This is a genomic window from Pandoraea sp. NPDC090278, from assembly GCF_044772185.1.
Classification (GTDB): domain Bacteria; phylum Pseudomonadota; class Gammaproteobacteria; order Burkholderiales; family Burkholderiaceae; genus Pandoraea.
In genome coordinates, this window is the sequence record NZ_JBIVYJ010000013.1 from 1 (window position 1) to 19012 (window position 19012).

At 52.1% G+C, this 19012-nt stretch carries 15 protein-coding genes; 12 read left to right on the forward strand and 3 right to left on the reverse strand.

Translation table 11 applies throughout. From position 1 onward, the window contains the following. Window positions 1-507: 507 nt before the first annotated feature. Window positions 508-954, reverse strand: coding sequence for a response regulator transcription factor (locus ACIQWO_RS26540; RefSeq protein ID WP_402830646.1), 447 nt, complete (start codon window positions 952-954; stop codon window positions 508-510). 532 nt (window positions 955-1486) lie between these two features. On the opposite strand from ACIQWO_RS26540, the gene ACIQWO_RS26545 reads away from it, so the two are divergent. The 8 genes from ACIQWO_RS26545 to ACIQWO_RS26580 all read left to right on the forward strand — a co-directional run bounded on the left by ACIQWO_RS26545 (window position 1487) and on the right by ACIQWO_RS26580 (window position 11061). Further along, a complete protein-coding gene (locus ACIQWO_RS26545; protein ID WP_402830649.1) occupies window positions 1487-1696 on the forward strand; it encodes a hypothetical protein in 210 nt (69 codons plus the stop codon). Window positions 1697-1763: 67 nt separating this feature from the next. Next, the gene (locus tag ACIQWO_RS26550) at window positions 1764-2096 is read left to right on the forward strand and encodes an acyl carrier protein (RefSeq protein ID WP_402830652.1); all 333 of its coding nucleotides are present in this window, start codon (window positions 1764-1766) and stop codon (window positions 2094-2096) included. Then, entirely contained in the window at window positions 2089-3330 is a 1242-nt protein-coding gene (locus ACIQWO_RS26555; protein WP_402830655.1) for a beta-ketoacyl-[acyl-carrier-protein] synthase family protein, read from the forward strand. Before ACIQWO_RS26550 ends, ACIQWO_RS26555 begins: the two co-directional genes overlap by 8 nt. 63 nt (window positions 3331-3393) lie before the next feature. After that, a complete protein-coding gene (locus ACIQWO_RS26560) occupies window positions 3394-4419 on the forward strand; it encodes a hypothetical protein (RefSeq protein ID WP_402830658.1) in 1026 nt (341 codons plus the stop codon). Beyond that, complete coding sequence (locus ACIQWO_RS26565) at window positions 4406-6496, forward strand: peptidase domain-containing ABC transporter (protein ID WP_402830660.1); 2091 nt, start codon at window positions 4406-4408, stop codon at window positions 6494-6496. Before ACIQWO_RS26560 ends, ACIQWO_RS26565 begins: the two co-directional genes overlap by 14 nt. Then, window positions 6496-7707 carry an efflux RND transporter periplasmic adaptor subunit gene (locus ACIQWO_RS26570; RefSeq protein WP_402830663.1) on the forward strand — a complete coding sequence of 404 codons (1212 nt, stop codon included), beginning with the start codon at window positions 6496-6498 and terminating at the stop codon, window positions 7705-7707. Before ACIQWO_RS26565 ends, ACIQWO_RS26570 begins: the two co-directional genes overlap by 1 nt. Then, the gene (locus ACIQWO_RS26575; RefSeq protein WP_402830665.1) at window positions 7704-9659 is read left to right on the forward strand and encodes an ABC transporter permease; all 1956 of its coding nucleotides are present in this window, start codon (window positions 7704-7706) and stop codon (window positions 9657-9659) included. The genes ACIQWO_RS26570 and ACIQWO_RS26575 overlap by 4 nt, the downstream gene beginning before the upstream one ends. 10 nt (window positions 9660-9669) lie before the next feature. Continuing rightward, window positions 9670-11061 (forward strand): TolC family protein, encoded by a 1392-nt coding sequence (locus tag ACIQWO_RS26580; protein WP_402830667.1) that lies wholly within the window; start codon window positions 9670-9672, stop codon window positions 11059-11061. Between the two features lie 596 nt (window positions 11062-11657). Here the strand turns inward: ACIQWO_RS26580 and ACIQWO_RS26585 are convergent. Beyond that, window positions 11658-13331: a phage integrase family protein gene (locus tag ACIQWO_RS26585; protein ID WP_402830670.1), complete on the reverse strand. Its 1674-nt coding sequence runs from the start codon at window positions 13329-13331 to the stop codon at window positions 11658-11660. A 150-nt stretch (window positions 13332-13481) separates the two neighbouring features. Here ACIQWO_RS26585 and ACIQWO_RS26590 point away from each other — a divergent pair, with 150 nt between their 5' ends. The 4 genes from ACIQWO_RS26590 (at window position 13482) to ACIQWO_RS26605 (ending at window position 17809) form a co-directional block, all read left to right on the forward strand. Then, window positions 13482-16508 carry a Tn3 family transposase gene (locus tag ACIQWO_RS26590; protein WP_402830672.1) on the forward strand — a complete coding sequence of 1009 codons (3027 nt, stop codon included), beginning with the start codon at window positions 13482-13484 and terminating at the stop codon, window positions 16506-16508. A 56-nt stretch (window positions 16509-16564) separates the two neighbouring features. Next, window positions 16565-16864, forward strand: coding sequence for a hypothetical protein (locus ACIQWO_RS26595; RefSeq protein ID WP_402830675.1), 300 nt, complete (start codon window positions 16565-16567; stop codon window positions 16862-16864). Beyond that, a complete protein-coding gene (locus tag ACIQWO_RS26600; RefSeq protein ID WP_402830678.1) occupies window positions 16861-17124 on the forward strand; it encodes a hypothetical protein in 264 nt (87 codons plus the stop codon). Before ACIQWO_RS26595 ends, ACIQWO_RS26600 begins: the two co-directional genes overlap by 4 nt. 88 nt (window positions 17125-17212) lie before the next feature. After that, window positions 17213-17809 carry a plasmid pRiA4b ORF-3 family protein gene (locus ACIQWO_RS26605; protein WP_402830680.1) on the forward strand — a complete coding sequence of 199 codons (597 nt, stop codon included), beginning with the start codon at window positions 17213-17215 and terminating at the stop codon, window positions 17807-17809. Between the two features lie 402 nt (window positions 17810-18211). On the opposite strand, the gene tpx is transcribed toward ACIQWO_RS26605, so the two are convergent. After that, a complete protein-coding gene (gene tpx / locus ACIQWO_RS26610) occupies window positions 18212-18790 on the reverse strand; it encodes a thiol peroxidase (protein ID WP_402830683.1) in 579 nt (192 codons plus the stop codon). Window positions 18791-19012: the final 222 nt, after the last annotated feature.

The window sequence follows — 19012 nt, forward strand, 5'->3', positions numbered from 1 at the left end:
TCAAGTCGAGTCTGGACAAGGTGGTCTTGCAGGATATCTCCACAAAGAAAATGGTCACGCCCGAGTTGAAGAGGCAAGCCATAGACCGATCGCTGGCACCTTCCCACGCGTCGTGCTTGTGGGCTATCAAGCAAGTGTAAGCATCTACTACTGCCGTAGCGTCAAGGTTCCCCACACGTTCTGTGCATGTGAAACTCGAACGCGAAGGCGGGCGTGTGAACCGCAATCGAGCGCTTCGAATTGCCGCGAGAAGCCATTGCAGCCTCGATCCGAATTGCCCGAACGTGGTCGAAGGATCGAAGAACGCTGAATATTAATTTCAGTACTCGCTCATGAATTCCAAACGAATCAACTTCATGGCAGTTTTCGGAGCAAGCGCTCAAACAATTCGGGGCAGTCGCGCGCGCTCTGAAATTCCACAACAATTCACGTGAAGCGCAATAAAATTGCGATATTTTCCGCGAATATTTCAATATTAATTTTTCAGATTGTTGCGAAATATATAAATTACATTCCACGACCAAACATAATAATCTTACTTTGCGGACTGCAAACGGGCTCTCGTTCGTCATTTTTTAAAGCCACCTCGCATATCATGGGAAGAAGGTAGGCGGCTTCATTTTTCAATATTATTCCAGATACGCCAATTTCGTACAACCTTAAAAGCAATGCTTTAGACCGTGACATTGTAATTGCAATAATGACAACATCAGGATATTCGACTTTTATCCTTTCAAATAGAAGCAATGGCCTTTCATCACCTGCGACATCAAATGGCATAAGAACATCGGAGATCAGAATGTCAACTTTCTTTTGCGACAATTGTCTCAGGACCTCACGCCCAGTGACGGCAGTTCCTACTACGCTAAAAACATCTTTACTCAAAACCCTATTGATTCCGCAAATTGATATCGGATGGTCATCCGCAATAATTGTATTGAAATAAGTATTCAAATGGAACCCCAATAAGTCAACCTATCGTCAAGCGAGATGGGAATTATATTTTCATATCCATTCGATTAAATCACACCGCCTTATTTTGGTAAATAGATTTTCATCTAAATAGTGTTGACAAATGCGGCAGAAATTACGTGCCCTTCAAATCTTTTAATGTGGGATAACTTTTTGTCGCCTAGATATATCTCAAATTTTTTAGATGAAGTGCCCAAGTCAATCATGTCGCTGATTTGATGGTCATTCACGCCTTGCCTCCCATTTTTCTCTCTCGTTGCCGGAAGTTGCGCGACCGTTTGTCGGATCGATCATCGTCGTCTCGACGCGCCTCCTCTGCGTCGCCCACGTCGTCAGTGCCTGGCTGGCAAACTCCAGCCCGTCAGGCGTACTCTGCTCCAGGTAATTTTTGGAGGAGGCGATCATTCGGGGTGCATTTAATTTGTCAAAATTTGCGGTAGTTTCGAAAATTTTCTATGACTCCTTCATCTTGATTAGAGCCATACTGAGATCTCGCAAACAGTGGAGATGGTAAATGAATTTTAAAGTAATTCCTCATGATGAGGCGGCGAATGTTGTCGGTGGTATTATTTCGTTTGATTCCAACAAACAAAGCGATTATATTTACAAATGCTGGGATACGGCCGGAACTCTTTACTGGGATACTAAACCGAATAAGGCTGGCTGCGTGAATAGTAATACAGGAAAAACGGAAAAAGGTAGCACTGCGCAGCGCAAAGGCTAATTTTCATTGATAACTCTGACTTAGGGAAAAGGGGCATGCCGATTCGGCATGCCCAATTTTTCATAAAATGACGACAAAAAACGATAAGTCACAACCCCCAAGCATCGAGGAAATTCGAACAAAAATCGCAAATCTCGTCAGTGAGACGTTTGGTATTGACAAAGAAAAAATTATTTCTGATTTGAATTTTATAGATATCGATGGAAGATTTGATTCACTTGCAATGTTAGAAATGCAAATTAAAATTGAAGAGGAGTTTGGAGTTGAATTTCCAAGCTTCAGTGCGGGCGACGAACTTCCGTCGAATTTACGAGATCTCTCGGCAATCGTTTTCACAGAGCTACTTAAACAGCAAGTCACCGAGGGAAGGGGGGGGCCGGTCTCGCGAGAAAATGAGTGAATTTATTGCAGCCGCGAACCGCGTTGTCGTAACAGGCGTGGGAATCGTTAGCAGTTTGGGAAACGATGGCGAGACGTTCTTTGACGCACTTTACATGGGGCGCACTGCGGTGTCCCGAAAGGAATATCCGCATCTCTGTAGCCCGGTGGCGGGGGCGCAATTCGACTCGACAAAACATTACTCGAAGATTGAATTGCTGGGATTGGACCGAGGCTCTCAGTTCGCGATGTTTGCAGCTGATTGCGCAATCCAATCCTCTGGAATCGACCGAGAAGAACTCCCCAAAGCCGCTGTGTTCTGGGGGACCGGTGGTGGTGGTTTTGAATCGTTGGAATTAGCTTATCAACGTATGTATGGCGGCCGCACATCTACGTCAATAGGTCTGTCTTCAATAATTCCGGCGGCAATGGTACATGCGCCTGCCGCACAAATTTCGATCCGCTATGGGATTCGCGGCGAATGTCTAACGTACTCTACCGCATGCTCGTCCGCGTCAATCGCATTCGGCGAAGCATGGGGCCGTGTCCGAAGTGGAATGCGAGATGTGGCTATCGTTGGCGGCAGCGAATGCCCACTCGTTCCGGGTGTCGTCGCAGGATGGCAAAACATGCGTGTGCTGTCCCAGGACGACGACGATGGCCAAGCGTGGTGTCGTCCCTTCAGCAAGGGAAGACAAGGATTCTGTCTCGGCGAAGGGGCAGCATCGTTCGTTCTTGAATCATTGGAGCACGCCAAAAGGCGTGGTGCGAATATTTTGGCAGAGGTTGTGGGGTATGGCGTTAGCAATGACGGCTCTCACATCACACGACCAAACGTGCGCGGACAAGAGGTTGCCATTCGCAACGCGATCGAAAGCGCCGGAATTTCGTCAAATGACATTGGTTACGTCAACGCGCACGGCACAGGAACTAACGCTGGTGACGCGGCGGAGTGTGCGTCGATGGGCCTCGTCTTTTGTAATGAAAGTAAGCGCCCTCTGGTGAGTAGCACCAAGGCTGCCCATGGTCATACGCTCGGCGCGAGCGGTGCGATAGAACTGGTGGCGGTGGTGCATGCGCTTCTTCGTCAAAAAGTACCTCCCACAATAAATTGGATTGAAGCCGATAAAGATACTCAGGGCTGGGATTTCGTAGCAAATCTAGGAAGACCTGCTCAATTGGAGTACGCAATGAGTAATTCATTTGCTTTCGGTGGCTGTAATGCGGTCATTATAATGCGCAAATCTCAAAATTAATTATTTCAAAAATTTAAATATTTATATGGATTTTTTGTTATCTTGAAAAATTTATAAAACGGGATGAAATTTAATGGAATTTTCGCAAAAATAGCGAATTACGTGACTTTGCCTAGAGATCCGGAGCTTGAGATTATTGGAAGATTGGATCAATACTGGAGTCAAATATCGAAATGGATGAGTTCAATCAAAAACATATTCACAGAAAAATTTTTCGTTTTGCTCTCAAGGAGGCTCCCATATCAAATATTTATGCGATTGCCTCATTTCGAGAATCTCTTTCCATCGATCAATTTGAGCGGGCGGCGTCGAAATTTCTTCTCTCGATTGAATCGAAAGATGCTTGGTTTTTCGATAGAGAAACACTCTCATTCGCATACGTGGATCTGCAAGTCACGCCTCGAAGCACTATTTTATCTGCGCAACAAGCAATTGATTCAGGAATTGGAGAATTGCGCCCAAAAACTTACCGACGCAATACATCAAGCGAAACCGGCCGGGCGACCAATAATTCTCGCGCCAATGCACATGCATTCCGATCTGCTTGCGACGCTAGTATGCGCACGTGCTGTCAATGGTCCGGTAGCCGTTGTCACAGCTCACGATGACATATCTGCGCCAACTGAAGATATAGAGAAGCTTAGAAAGGTTGGTATCGAGATTGAGAGAATAAACCCTCTGGAACGCGATTCCACACGGTTGCTGACCACGATTCGTCGCCTAAGAAAAGGCGAGATAACATTGATATCGTTCCCTGATGCTCCTCCAGAAATCACCCACAGAGTTTTTGGATTTTCTATGAGAACTCTCGATACAAAACTGTTTGAAGGAGCAGCACGCATTCACAGCGGAATCATTGAGTTATCGCGATTAAGCGGTGCGCACACAATATTTGTATGTCTGCGGTGGACTCGGCACGGTTTCGATATTGAAATACTAAATGTTTTGGCACCGAATGAGTTAGTCGAAAACTTGTCATTAACAATCGAACGCTCGATCCGTCGTTACCCTGATAGTTGGTTATTTTGGCATTCACCATCCCTATTCTCTTTCAATTCTTCAGATCGGCATTTTGATGAAAACATTTGACTTCTTGGTTCGCAAACCAGAAATGGTATACCAGGATGAAATCTCCGAATGTGGGCTTGCGTGCATCGCAATGTTTATCGACGCCTTGGGTGGGTATGTTTCTCTGTCAAAGTTGAGACGGCGTGCACCGGCGTCGACATCCGGGATTTCTTTGCTACAGATGCAAGAAATTGTGGAAGCACATGGCGTGCCTGTAGTTCCCGTCCGCCTCGAAATAGATCAATTCGAAACAGTGCCGTTGCCAGCAATTTTTCATTATGGCGGAAATCACTTTGTATTATGCTCTCAACGGAGTGGAAAGTCTGTACGAATTTTTAATCCGGCAACCGGTTCGGCAGTTACTCCATTGGCCTTTCTCCGTGAATCCCTGACCGGGTATGCGCTCATACTTGACACGACTAGGGCTATTCCGTCTTTTTCTAAGAAGCGAAAGCCTCAAACAGCTTGGAAACCTTGGCAAAATACTACGTTACCGCGCTCAGGTAGACTGCTAATCGCAGGGATGATTGCAGGTCTAGCTTCACTCGTCGTTCCAACGCTCTATTCCGCGATTCTCGATAATGCATCACCGGTGCAACGCTATGGTAATTGGGTGCCATTCGTGGTGGCGCTCTTAGTGGCGTTGATTGCTACTTTTGTAAGTAGCGCCTGCTCTCGACGGCTGAATCAGGGAGCACTCACAATCGCTCAAGCTCGCATGTCTGAGCTATTCACGCAACTTTTGCGAAAACCGATTTCATTTTATGAAAAACGAGCGGTGGCGGACATTCTCCAGAGATTTGCTTCTCATGGGCGGCTAGTTTCGACACGGGGAGCAACGCTCCTTGGAATTAAACACGAATCACTCATGTCAGGCTGCACTGTCGCTGTGATGCTAGCAATTAGCGTGCGCCTGTCGTTGTTGACGCTATGTGCCATAGTCGTATATTGGGCGATCAACCGCTACTTCTTGTCGCGTCGAACACCATTGCTCTTGCGTTTTGAGGAACTCTCCGGAAGGCAAAGTGATCTGGTGATTGAAACACTGAAAACCATTGTGACTGTCAAGACTGCAGCGCTTGGCGCCAATCGTGCCCTCAGATTCAATGAGAGTCAAGGTAACATCAATCAAGTGGCATCAAAACTTACCAATTACGAAGTACAGCAGGCAGCAGCGACAAAAATCATCGGTTACGTGGAGTCAATTGTTATTTTGATGGTCGGCGCGTGGATGCTGCAACACGAAGATATTTCATTTGGAAATTTAATTGCATTCATTTTTTTTAAGCAAATCGCCGTCGACTCAATTACCAACTTGTATCATACTATCATTCGTGGCCGAGAACAGGACGTTCTTGTGCGACGGAGTCGAGATCTCATCTGCGGGATTGACGAGACGTTGGTTGCGATCGATAAGCCGAAATTTGAAAAAGAATTTGAAATACAAAACCTTCTATTCCGATATGATGGGTCGGAATATTTCATGCGTTTGAATCAATTCAAAGTTAATGTGGGCGAGAAGATAGCATTAATCGGATCTTCGGGAAATGGGAAAAGTACTTTTCTAAAGCTGATCGGTGGGCTTTATCCCTCGCAAGGTGGTGAATTGACACTTGACGGTCGGAGCACTCCAGTATCGGCGTTACGCGAACTGGCTTACTGCCAACTTGCGGATGCCACCGTAATAACGGGAACCGCAATTGACAACGTGCTTCTTCCCGAATCCACTGACTACAACGCGAAAGACAAGATACTTGCAGAGAAACTACTCGCCCAACTTGATCTTGTCTCAGCTATAAAGAACTTGCCTCATGGTCCTAAGACCGAACTTACACCAGCGAATCCGTATCTTTCGTCGGGTGAACTTCAACGCGTGATGGTTGCTAGAGCCCTTTGCAGCAACCGACCGTTGATACTACTTGATGAGCCAACAGCCAATCTTGACGAGAAAAATGCAAAATCAACATTCGATGCGATTTTGCAAAGTAAACATGCAATAATCGTTTCAACTCATGAGACTTCGCAGCTGCACCGATTTGATAAAGTGTATCGCGTTTGCAATGGAACCGTTGCGGAAATTTCACGAAATATTGAATAATGAAATTCATCGGATTCATAAAAACAAATAAATTAATTATTTTTTTTTGTTGCGCTTCATTGTGTTTGTTTTCCTTGATTCCTATCTTTTACGAACGATCATTTTCGCCTGTCGATGGCCTGTCCAATTCAAGTAAAACGGCAGTCGTTGTACGAAGTAAAATTGCTGTGACGGTTTCCACGACTGCAACGCTTGAGCCGGTCGATATGGTCGCGGTAGGTGCACAGGTGAATGGACAAATAAAATCTGTCAAAGTAAAGCAAGGTGATCAAGTACTTAAGGATCAGGAGCTTGTTTTGATCGACCCAGAGCTTCAACAAGCAGCACTGGATCGCGCCAAAGCGGCACTTTTGAGTCTAGAGGCTCAAGAGCATGCCAAACGTGTAATGAAAAAAAATCGAGAAGTCATTTGGCAGCGGCAGTCACGACTATATGTTGCATCCGCAAGCACTCGAGCGGAACTTGACCAAGCGAAGGTAGATCTGGTCGGTGCGTCCGCGGACCTGGAAATTGTCAAATCACAAATTGTTCAAGCTCGGTTAGATGTGAGAAGCGCGGAGGTGAGTCGCACTTTTACCAGGATAACCTCACCAATCAATGGGGAAGTGTTGGCAGTCAATGCCCAATATGGACAAACAATCGTTTCAGCGCAGAGCTCGCCAACGCTGATGGTCGTCGGTAACATTGAAAAAATGCGCGTCCGCGCACGCGTTTCCGAAGTAGACGTCATTGATATCAAACCCGGTATGCGAGCATTTTTTACGGTGACCGGAGCGCCGCAGCGAACATACGAAGGCAAACTTCTTAGAATCGAGATATCTCAGGATATGCTGCGGGCAACGCGTCCAGGTGATGACAACAATTCACGCATCGAAGGCCCGGTCTACTACTACGGCGTATTTGAAGTAGATAACACTGACCATATGCTGCGTCCTTTCATGAGCGCGGATGTCCGCATCGAGAAGCGGGTCGTACGGGATGTGTTATCGGTTCCCCTCTCGGCTATTCGCAGTCGATCTGATGACGGGATTGCCAAGATTGCCGTTAGAGCTGGAAAGCAGTTCGTAGAGCGACACGTGCAATTGGGGGTTATCGACGAAGAACGCGTGGAAATCAAAAAGGGACTGCGCGAGGGCGAACATGTGGCCGTCGACGGTTATCGTCCTACAGCGATGATCGATAGTGAAGATGCTCGAGGCAATACTCAATGAACCAGTACATCGCCAAACCAGTACTCGAGTTGAGCAACGTTTCTCGGTGGCACGACACGGAAGCGGGCAGACTGACCGTGCTATCAAACATAAACCTCCGCATTCATGCGGGAGAAATCGTTGCCATCAAAGGGATATCAGGATCTGGCAAATCCACTTTGCTCCACATTCTGGGTGCTCTGGACGCCCCATCCCAAGGAGATTATCGGGTCGATGACGAAGTGATTAACAATCTCGACGCAGACTCAGTTGCACGGATTCGAGGACGACTGTTCGGATTCGTTTTCCAGCGGTATCACCTTATCGCTCACATGTCGGCGCTCGAGAATGTTTGCGTTCCGTTGCTTTACGCCGGATATTCGCGCCCCGAGGCAAGGCGAATCGCGTCTGAGTGTTTGAAGCGCGTTGGCCTGGAGACACGCCAAGCTCACCGCCCCTCACAGCTCTCTGGCGGTCAACAACAGCGTGTTGCTATTGCACGAGCGCTCGCCAACGGCGGTTCGGTCATTTTTGCGGATGAGCCAACAGGAGCGCTCGATGCAAACACAGGCCGACAGATAATGGACTTATTTCTCTCATTGAACGAAGCGGGTCACACGATTGTATTGGTGACACACGACGCGAGGATCGCTTCACTCGCAAACCGAGTGGTGCAGATTGAGGATGGCCACATCGTCAGCGACGTTTCTGCCGCACCTACGCGCGATGGTCGACTCCACACCAGGACGCAGAAGCATGCTAATTGGGCTGGGAGAGGGATCGATCAGTTACGGATGAATGTGCGTGAGGCTGCTTATATTGTTTCCAGGGTTCCTCTACAGAGCTTTTTGACAACTCTAGGAGTTGCTATTGGTATTAGTGCGGTAGCTAGTGTGGTAGCCGTTGGTGACGGGGCGAAAATTCGTGTATTGAAAAACATCGAGCGTTTGGGACCAAACGTCATTGAGATTGTGAGGGGGAAGGATATTGGGGATATTAGTGCGAATAAATTTGGTGGTTTTGGTGAGTCCGATATCAATCTGTTGCACAATCATGCCGGACTATCTGCGGTTTCGCCTGTTGCGACGTATTCAACTACCGTGCGTTCGGGCGAGAAGGCATTTCGAGTATTAATTCACGGTGTCAACGAACAATATCCACAGATATACCTGCGGACCTTGAAAGAGGGCGCCTTCTTTTCAGGAAAAGATGTCGAACATGCATTGCCTGTCATTGTTATCGATCAAAGTCTTCGCGAGCGATTGTTTGGGAGCGAAAAACAGGCGATAGGGAAGCAGATCTCAGCAGGTCCACTCACGCTGACAGTTGTGGGGGTCGAACAAGGTGGCGCAAGTGGTCCGGACTCTCGGCCTGTATTACAGGCATATATTCCATACACGAGCTTCAAACATCGGCTAAGTGCAATCTCCAACCTCACGCTTGTTGCAAAGGTCCCACCTGGGGAGCCAAACACGTTGGCGGAAAAGCGCATCAATTTGCTGTTGGAACTGAGTCGAGGTCAACACGATTTCTACACTAGATCACTAGAAAAAATTCAGTTAGCAATTATTCAAACTGCACGGACATTTTCGCTCATGATTCTGGCAATTGCCGTCGTGTCCCTTATGGTGGGAGGAATAGGGGTCATGAACATGATGCTGGTATCAGTTTCTGAACGGACTTACGAAATTGGACTAAGAATGGCGATGGGAGCTCGATCGCGAGATATTTTGTCACAGTTTCTTAGTGAAACTTCCTTGCTTTGCACGTTGGGAGGAGCACTTGGAATTGTGATGTCCATCGCAATTACCGCACTTCTTCCGATTGTAAATCAGGACATTCCCGTGAATTTCTCGTGGGGTTCGGTAGTTGTCGGAATAATCTCGTCCTGTCTTGTAGGACTAACGTTTGGCTACGTACCAGCAATTCGGGCAGCACGGATGAGTCCTGTTCGGGCATTGGCAGCGGAATAGGGCGGGTCAGATGTCATTGAAAATTCAGTTGACGGCGACACTAATCGGACTTTCGATTACCTTAGCAGGATGCGTCACAGCTACACGCCCGGTAGAAAGCATCACCGCCGAGATTACTATCCCTGAGCGATGGAATGCGGCCGAATCCGTACGATACACATCCGACGTCGCGACGAACGATATGTGGTGGGAATCTTACAAAGACCCATCTCTTAATGCCGTTGTAGAACGCGCCTTACAGAGGAACGAAGACCTCGCAATTTCGATAACTCGTGTGCGACAGGCTCGAACCGAGCTTAAGCTTCTCAATACCGTATTGATTCCAGAAGTCGCGACTTCATTCTACGGGAGCATTGCTAAACCGCTCAATCACAATGATCCTAGCGATAGGTCTTACTCTAGTGAGTTGGATGTGGGCTACGAGCTTGATTTATGGGGAAAATATGACAGCGCAATTGATGGAGCAGAGTGGGCCGTACGCGCGAATGAGTATGACAAACGTGCTGCAGCACTTTCAATTGTCGCCAGCGTAATTGAGTCATATTGGGCAATCGGACTCGCAAAAGATAAGATAGCGGCCCAACGTGAGAACATCGAGCGGGCCGAAACTGTGCTCAAACTCTCTCTGGCCCGTGAAGAGCAGGGAGTAGGAAGCTCCGCTGACGTAAATCGCGCCACCGTCGATTTTGCTGAGCAGCAGGCAGGAATGGTTCACCTTCAGTTGCAGCTAAGTACGGCACGCCTCAACCTCGAAAGTCTACTTAACGACCAAGCCGGTGAGAGTGAACGCTATGAGCCCCACGGATTATCATCACCATCGACAATCCCACACATTGTGCTTCAACGACCGGCAGCTGTGCTCGCGAGACGTCCGGACCTACAGTCTGCGGAAGCAAAGCTGAGGCAAGCGTATGCCAATGCAGAAGTGAAACGCAAGAGTTTTTATCCAACGATCTTGCTTGGGGGCAGTGTCGTGGGCGGCAATAGTCGCACCTTTGGAGATGTACTTGGAAACCCAATTGGCACACTCGGAGCGCAACTCACTCTTCCGTTCTTGCAATTTAGAAAAAATCGCTACGCGGTGCTCAAGGAGCAGCAAAAATACGAAGAAGTGGGGCAAGAATTCATATATAAATTTCATAAGGCAATCATGGAGGTGGAGAATGCCGTAGAGACCGAACACCGAACTCGAAGTCAGCTGACATGGCGGAATCAAGCAAGCTCAAGGGCGCGACAGGTCGAACTATCCGTAGAACGGCGCTACCAAGCAGGTCAAGACAATCTTCAAGTGCTGCTCGACGCTCGCCAGGCAGCAAGAAATGCGGACATGGCGCGCAAGGATCTGGAATACCAGCTCCTGCTCGCAACATTGCGAGTCATGCAGGCGATGGCGGGAGAGTAGTAACCCTGCTCCGAATTATGAACTGCTGCCGGTTACGTGGACTGCAGACCAGGCTGTCCAGAAGGTATTCCCAATGACGGCATCAAGCTTGGACAAGACGGGGAAACTGCAACAGCGCTCCGTCAAACTCACTGGTGAAGGTTGGGAGGCCGTAGGTCTCGATTCCCGAGATAGACTTTTTGTTAGCGCATTGAGTTAATATACCGGCAACAACACATTAACCCACACCATCGCTGCCCCTAACGGGGCAGCCGTTGTCTCCAACGCCGAGGCGCTCCGCCAACCTCGAAACGGTCACAGTTGACCGGGTGATCTGCAATACGCTCGAGTACATGGGGACGTCGCAGAAAGCGGAAAAATCGTACTCTAAGCCGGTTGCAGTGGGCGTAGCCGGAGTTCAAATCCCTCGTTGACACCAAACCTGCGCAGATAGAAGACCCACACGGTGTCGGAGGCTGCACAGGAAGAGTCGAAGGTGGCTACGGAGAAGGGGACATGCCGGGATAAAGGGGTTCTACGCCGGAACCCCAGAAATTTCCGTCATCTCACATTGTGAACATCGATCTACTTGTTGGCTGAGGTGGCGAGCGAGTAACTCAATCGGTAAATGCCTGCCCGAACTGCCGTGCCCGCTTGACATCGTCGGTATGCAAGTAAATCGACGTGGTCGAAATCGATGCATGACGCAGGTTATCTCGTACGGCGCTCAGCTCGACGCCCTTCGCAATCGCGTGGGTTGCATGGGTGTGGCGCATCCAGTGCGGCGTCGCCTGGCGGAGTTTCTCGGCCAGCGTCGGATGGTCGCTTTCAATGATCTGCGCAGCGTGCCGGAAGAACCGACGCATGACTTCCCACAGGCGCAGGGGCTTGATGCCCGCATCGCCGTCGTCGAGGCTGCCGATCAGCGCCGTGGCCGGATTCCAGCGAGCCCGGCTCACCGCCAAGCCCCGCTCCTGGAGGTACCGGTCCAGCGCGGCGCGCGCGAGCGGTGTCAAGGTCACCCTGGCTGGCTTGCCGCCTTTACCGGTGACGTGAAGCCAGTGATCGCCGCCGGCGTCGACCTCGATGTTTCGCAGGGTGGCATTGGCCAGCTCGCTGATCCGCAGTCCCGTCGCGTAACCGAAATCCAGCATGAAACGCAGTCGCTGCGCGGCGGCAGCCTGCCAGCCGTATGACCACTCGAGCCCGTTGGCGATGGTGCGCGTGAGCAGCCATTCTCCTTCGGTGAAGGCGTGCGCGGTTTCCAAGGACATGGCGCGCTTGCTCCCGCGTACCTTGATGCCGGCAAAGGGGTTGGCCACAACATAACGCTGCTCCACCAGCCAGCGGAACAGGGCGCTGAGCACGGCGAGCGCATGGGCAATCGAACGAGCCGAGAGGTTGTCGACGAACGGGCGCCACTCCGGTGAGGTGCGCGGCTGCGGCGGTCCGACCCAGCGTTCGCGCGGTGTGGGTCTGCGCAGAAACGCCCGGTAATCGGTTGCATCCCGTGTGGTCAGCGAAGACAGCGCCTTGCTGCGAGCAACGATGGCCCAGCGAATCAGTCGTTCGGCTTCCTTGCGGTAGGCGCGCTGCGTGGCCGGCGATTCATGCAACGCAAGCCAAGCCTGGATGGCGTCGTAATCGTTGTCGACACCCAGGATGCAGTTCGACACCGGCGCACGGAAGGCACCAGCAGATCCGTCGACCTCGTGCGGTAGCCGTAGTTGCTCCCAAGGCGTCACGGCTGACTGCCGATCTGCGACGATCAGGGCGCGGGCTCGCTCGGTGAGCGCCGGGTGCTCGGCAAAGAAGGTTTCGATTCCTTTAGCGCTGGCTGTGCCGAGACCCGGAATGACGGTCCACCACTGCCGACGACGAGGAATCCGTACCGTGAGATCGGCCAGGGTCCTGATGCCGGCCGCGTACAGGGCGCGGACGGCACGATCCGCCAGCCAATGTGCAATGTCGTCGCTGATCTGCGGCGTTTGTAGAGGCAGTCTGCGCAGCGTCTCGACAGCCTGCACGGTGGCGCGAGCATGATGCTGGCGCTCGTGGGCCGGGCACTCGAACAGCGTTGCCAGATCTGCCCGCTGCCGGTTACGGGCATAAAGTGCAAGCTGCCGGCGGATCTGGCCGATGACGCCGCGGGCTGACTGGCTATGGCTGAGCCGATCTCGCCGATACCGGTGGACAGCCTCACGCGAGGATGCGCCCTCGTACCAGACACGCAGGGCGGCCAGGGTGTCGGTATCCGGGAAGCCGTCTGGCGTGGGCAGGTGTCGGGGCATTTTCAGTAAAGGTAGTTTGGTACAAAAATAGCAGTACAGAGATAATAAATCTTATCTCTGTAGAATGTGAAATCTCAATGTTTTCGCCGTGCCCCCAGATGATGGCCTAACGAATCGAAGTCGCTGACGTTGCGTGGAGATGCGTAGTCGATGACCAACAAGAATAAGCTGCTCAGCGTCTTTTCCGCCGCCGAACAAGAAGCCCTGTACGGCCTGCCTGATTTCGACGATGCGCAGCAGCTGGAATACCTGGCATTGACCGAATCCGAGCTGTCGCTTGCCAGCAGCCGGCCGTCCACATCTGCGCAGATCCATTGCGTCTTGCAGATCGGCTACTTCAAGGCCAAGCATGCCTTCTTCCGCTTCGACTGGGACGAAGTCGAGGACGACTACGATTTCGTGCTGAGCCGCTATTTTCACGACGAGTCATTCGAACGCAAGTCGATTACCCGGCACGAGTACTACGCTCAGCGAGAGCTGATAGCCGAACTGTACGGTTATTGCCCGTGGGTGGCCGCCTTCCTGCCGCAACTCGCACAGCAGGCCGCGCAGATCGTACGTCGCGACGTGACGCCGGGATTCGTCGCCGCCGAGCTCATCGTGTGGCTCAACGAGCACAAGATGATCCGGCCCGGCTACACGACCTTGCAAGAACTGGTTAGCGAAGCCCTGTCCGCCGAACGTCGGCGGCTGGGCGACCTGCTCACAGGCGTATTGGACGAGTCGCCCCGAGCCGTGCTGGACCAGCTCTTGGTCCGCGATGACACTCTGTCACAACTGGCGGCGCTGAAACAGGATGCCAAGGATTTCGGCTGGCGTCAGATGGTCCGCGAGCGCGAGAAGCGCGCCACGCTGCAGCCGTTATACGAAATCGCCAAGACGCTGCTACCTCGGCTGGGTATCTCGCAACAGAACGTGCTGTACTACGCGAGCTTGGCGAATTTCTATACCGTCCACGACTTGCGCAACCTGAAGGCGGACCAGACGCAGCTCTACCTGCTGTGCTATGCCTGGGTGCGCTTCCGACAACTCACCGACAATCTGGTCGATGCGATGGCCTTCCACATGAAGCAGCTCGAGGAAGAAAGCAGCGAGGGCGCGAAACAGTCCCTCATCGCCGAACAAGTAAAGCGTCATCGAGAAACACCGCAGATCGGCCGTCTGCCATCGCTCTATGTGGACGACAGCGTAGCCGATCCGACACCGTTTGGCGAGGTACGTCAGCGTGCCTACAAGATCATGGCCAAGGACGTGCTGCAAAACACGGCGCAACGCATGACGGTCAAGCCGCTGAGCCAACTGGCGCTACACTGGTTGTCGGTGAACGGTCTGGCCAAACGCATTCGTCGGCACTTGCGTCCCTTGTACGTCGAGCTGGACTTCGTCGGCACGTCTCCAGACAACCCGTGGCTCGCGGCGCTGGCCTGGGTCAAAGGGGTGTTTGCCAAACAGCAGCGCCTGTCACAACGACCGCTCGCCGAATGTCCCGCGGCTACCCTGCCGAAGCGCTTGCGACCGTACCTGCTGATCTTCGGCGCGGATGGTCAGACGACCGGCTTGCATGCCGATCGCTACGAATTCTGGTTGTACCGGCAGATCCGGAAGCGCTTCCAGTCGGGTGAAATCTACCTCGACGACAGCCTGCAACATCGGCACTTCTCCGACGAGCTGGTTTCGATGAACGAGAAGGCCGATGCACTGGCGCAGATGGATATCCCGTTCCTGCGGCAGCCCATCGATGCCCAACTCGATGCGCTGGCGGCCGAGTTGCATACCCAGTGGCTGGCCTTCAACCGAGAGCTGAAACAGGGCAAGCTGACGCACCTAGAATACGACAAAGATACGCAGAAACTGATCTGGCGCAAACCGAAAACCGAGAACCAGAAGGTGCGTGAGCAGGCATTCTACGAGCAACTGCCGTTCTGCGATGTCGCCGACGTGTTCCGCTTCGTCAATGGCCAGTGCCAGTTCCTGTCGGCGCTGACGCCATTGCAGCCGCGCTACGCGAAGAAGGTAGCCGACGCCGATAGCCTGATGGCGGTGATCATCGCCCAGGCCATGAATCATGGCAACCAGGTCATGGCGCGCACCAGCGACATTCCGTATCACGTGCTGGACAGTACCTACCAGCAGTATCTGCGTCAGGCGACGCTGCATGCTGCCAATGACTGCATCAGTAACGCCATCGCCGCGCTGCCGATCTTCCCTCACTACTCGTTCGATCTCGATGCGCTGTACGGTGCCGTCGATGGTCAAAAATTCGGCGTCGAGCGACCGACCGTGAAGGCGCGTTACTCTCGCAAATATTTCGGACGCGGCAAGGGCGTTGTCGCCTACACGCTGCTGTGCAATCACGTCCCGTTGAACGGCTATCTGATCGGCGCGCACGAATACGAAGCGCATCACGTGTTTGACATCTGGTACCGCAACACGTCCGATATCGTGCCGACTGCGATCACCGGCGACATGCACAGCATCAACAAGGCCAACTTCGCCATCCTGTACTGGTTCGGGCTGCGTTTCGAGCCGCGCTTCACAAACCTCGATGACCAGCTGCAGGAACTGTATTGCATCGACGACCCGGGGCTGTACGAGAAATGTCTGATTCAGCCGGTCGGACAAATCGACCGGACGCTCATTGTCAGCGAGAAGGCGAATATCGATCAGATCGTCGCGACGCTGGGTCTCAAAGAAATCACGCAAGGCTCGCTGATTCGCAAACTATGCACCTACTCGCAGGAAAACCCAACGCGCCGCGCGATCTTCGAGTTCGACAAGCTCATCCGCAGCATCTACACGTTGCGCTACCTGCGCGATCCGCAGCTTGAGCGAAACGTGCATCGCTCGCAAAACCGCCTCGAGTCCTACCATCAGCTTCGTTCGACCATCGCCCAGGTTGGCGGCAAGAAGGAATTGACGGGCCGCACCGACATCGAAATCGAGATCAGCAACCAGTGCGCCCGGCTGATCGCCAACGTGATCATCTTCTACAACTCGGCGATTCTGTCGCGGCTACTGACGAAGTGGGAAGCCAGTGACAACACCAAGGCACTGGCGCGGCTCACGCAGATATCGCCGGCGGCCTGGCGGCATATCCTGCTGAACGGGCATTACACCTTCCAAAGCGACAACAAAATCGACCTGGACGCGCTCGTCGCCGGGCTAGAATTGGAGTGACGAAATTTTCGGCGGTCCCGCGTCGGAATCCCTTACTCCTAATACGGTGGAACACGATGCCCCAGCCCAGTGGCCTTTTACCCCCAGCCGTGGTCGACACCTGGCGACTGAGCGTCGACACGTCGCTGTTCGTGATTGAGATCCTGGCCGACGGCAGTTGGCGACCGGCGTATATCGCGCCAAAGCGGCTGGGCGGCTGGACGATGGAAGTGTTGGGGCGTATGCCGCAGACAGTTGACGTCGAAGCCGCGGTACGCACCTGGGCGGAACAGTACGGCTCGAATGTCACGATCCGACGCACGCCGGCGCGCCGGTTTCCCGTGCAAACCGCTTCTTCGAACAGGGTGCCAGCATGAACATGCTGAAACGTCGTCTCGATGCGACAGACGAGAAGCTCCAGGAACTGAAAGTGGCACGCAAAACGGCCGCCAAGGCGCAGCGCCAGCAGCTCAAGCAATCGCGCGCTGATCGCGAGCGAAAGATCATGCTGGCCGGCGAGGCGTTGCTGCGGCGTGTCGATCGCGGTGAGTGGGATGAAGCAGATTTCCGCGCGATGATGGACGACTATCTGTCGCGGCCAGCCGATCGCGCGCTGTTCGAGCTCGACGACGAATAACCTTGGTGCTCGACGGCGACACGCCGCACAGGCAGGCCGGAAACGGTTGCTCTATGCCGCGAGCTTTCCCCATTGCCCAGGAGATCAGATGGCGAAATCATTCCAGCGCTTTACCTTGCACGTACAGCTCCAACACATTGAACCGCCCATCTGGCGCCGGATCGAGGTCGAAGGAACCGAGTCGCTTCGCAAACTGCACCATATCCTGCAGGCAGCGTTTGGCTGGGAAGACACTCACCTGCACGACTTCTTGATTGACGGCACGACCTACGCCATGCTCGAGATAGACGACATACTGGACTTCGCCGACCCGGATACGAGTGCCGATGACCGGAAAGTTCGACTGCAGAAGGTCCTGAAACCTGGCTCGCGCTTCCTCTATCGATACGACTTCGGAGATGGCTGGGATCACACCATCGTCGTTGAGAAAGTGGAAACCATTGGGAGCGAACCGTGGGGCGCGGCCCAGATCATCGACGGTGCTCGCGCGTGCCCGCCGGAAGATGTGGGCGGCCCGCCTGGCTACGACGCGTTCTTGAGTACGCTATCCAACGATCCGAATAGCGAAGAGGCTGAACATTACCGAAACTGGGTCGGCCTCGGCTTCGAGGCCGAATTGTTCGATCTGCGCGCTGCCAATGCCACGCTGCTGCGCATGGCATCCAATCGTTGGGGAAACCGGTAACTCACGCCGTCAAGACTCGGTTCCACGCTTGCGCTTGATGTTCACAATGTGAAACGGCGGAAATTTCTGGGGTTCCGGCGTAGAACCCCTTCCAAGAGCTGTTCTTCCCACGCATAACCGACAATCGCGGGACAGCTTCTCAGGCGTGGGAGAGAGTAACCAGCTCATGCGAGGGCTGTTGAAGGAGGTCGACTTCGGAAATGTGGACTCAACGCTGCAATTCCTCGAGACGGTTGACGACGTGCTGCACTGGATTCGTTCCGCTGGAGCCGTCTGATCTTTCCCAATCCACTAGGATGGCTAACTTTGAGAGTTCAACCTGCCGGGTTTCGCTGTATCTTGTCATGAAATTCAAAAGGCCATCCGAACTTTTGGGGTTGGATGGCGCTGTTGGTTATGAGGTCACTTAAGGGAATCGATGACTTTTTGGTAATCGGGCTCTTGCGTGATTTCCGATACCATTTGTCGATAAATAACTCGATCGTTTTCGTCAAGTACCACTACAGCACGAGTAAGCAGCTCTCTCAACGGGCCATCGGAAATCATTACGCCGTAATCGCGGCCGAAGGATGGCGACCTGAAATCTGACAGCATGTAAACATTGTTTATTCCATTTGCGGAGCAAAATCGTTTTTGTGCGAACGGCAAATCGCTTGAAATTCCAATGATTACCGTGTTTTTTAGATTGCTCGCAGTTTCATTGAATTTTCTAATTGATGCGTCGCATACTGGAGTATCCGAGCTTACAAAAATATTAAGGATTTTCCTTTTTCCATGCCACTTGGACAGGGTTACCTCGTTCAAGTCTCCATCAACCAACTTAAAGTCTGGGGCTTTTTCTCCGACGGACAAAAATTTCCCCATAATTTTCACTGGGGAGCCTTGAAATGTTACTTGTTGCGATTCGGCTGAAAATGCCGGGGTTACTCCAACAATTGCGCTAATCGCCACGCCGAAATATGCGAGAAAATTGGGTCTCATGAGTTTATTGTATATGAGATTAAATGGGAATCATTCATGAAAATGCAAGGAGCCCTGAATGACAATTACAGTCTACATGGCAGAGTACGGGATGTGTCGTCAGTCAAAAAAAATAGATAAATTTCTAGTGATTATTGAGGGAGTTTCGTTGTTCCCAAGGTTTGATGTTGGAATGCTGCGCTTCGCTAAGTGAAGGCCTTCCCCCCGTTCTCCCGGACCCAT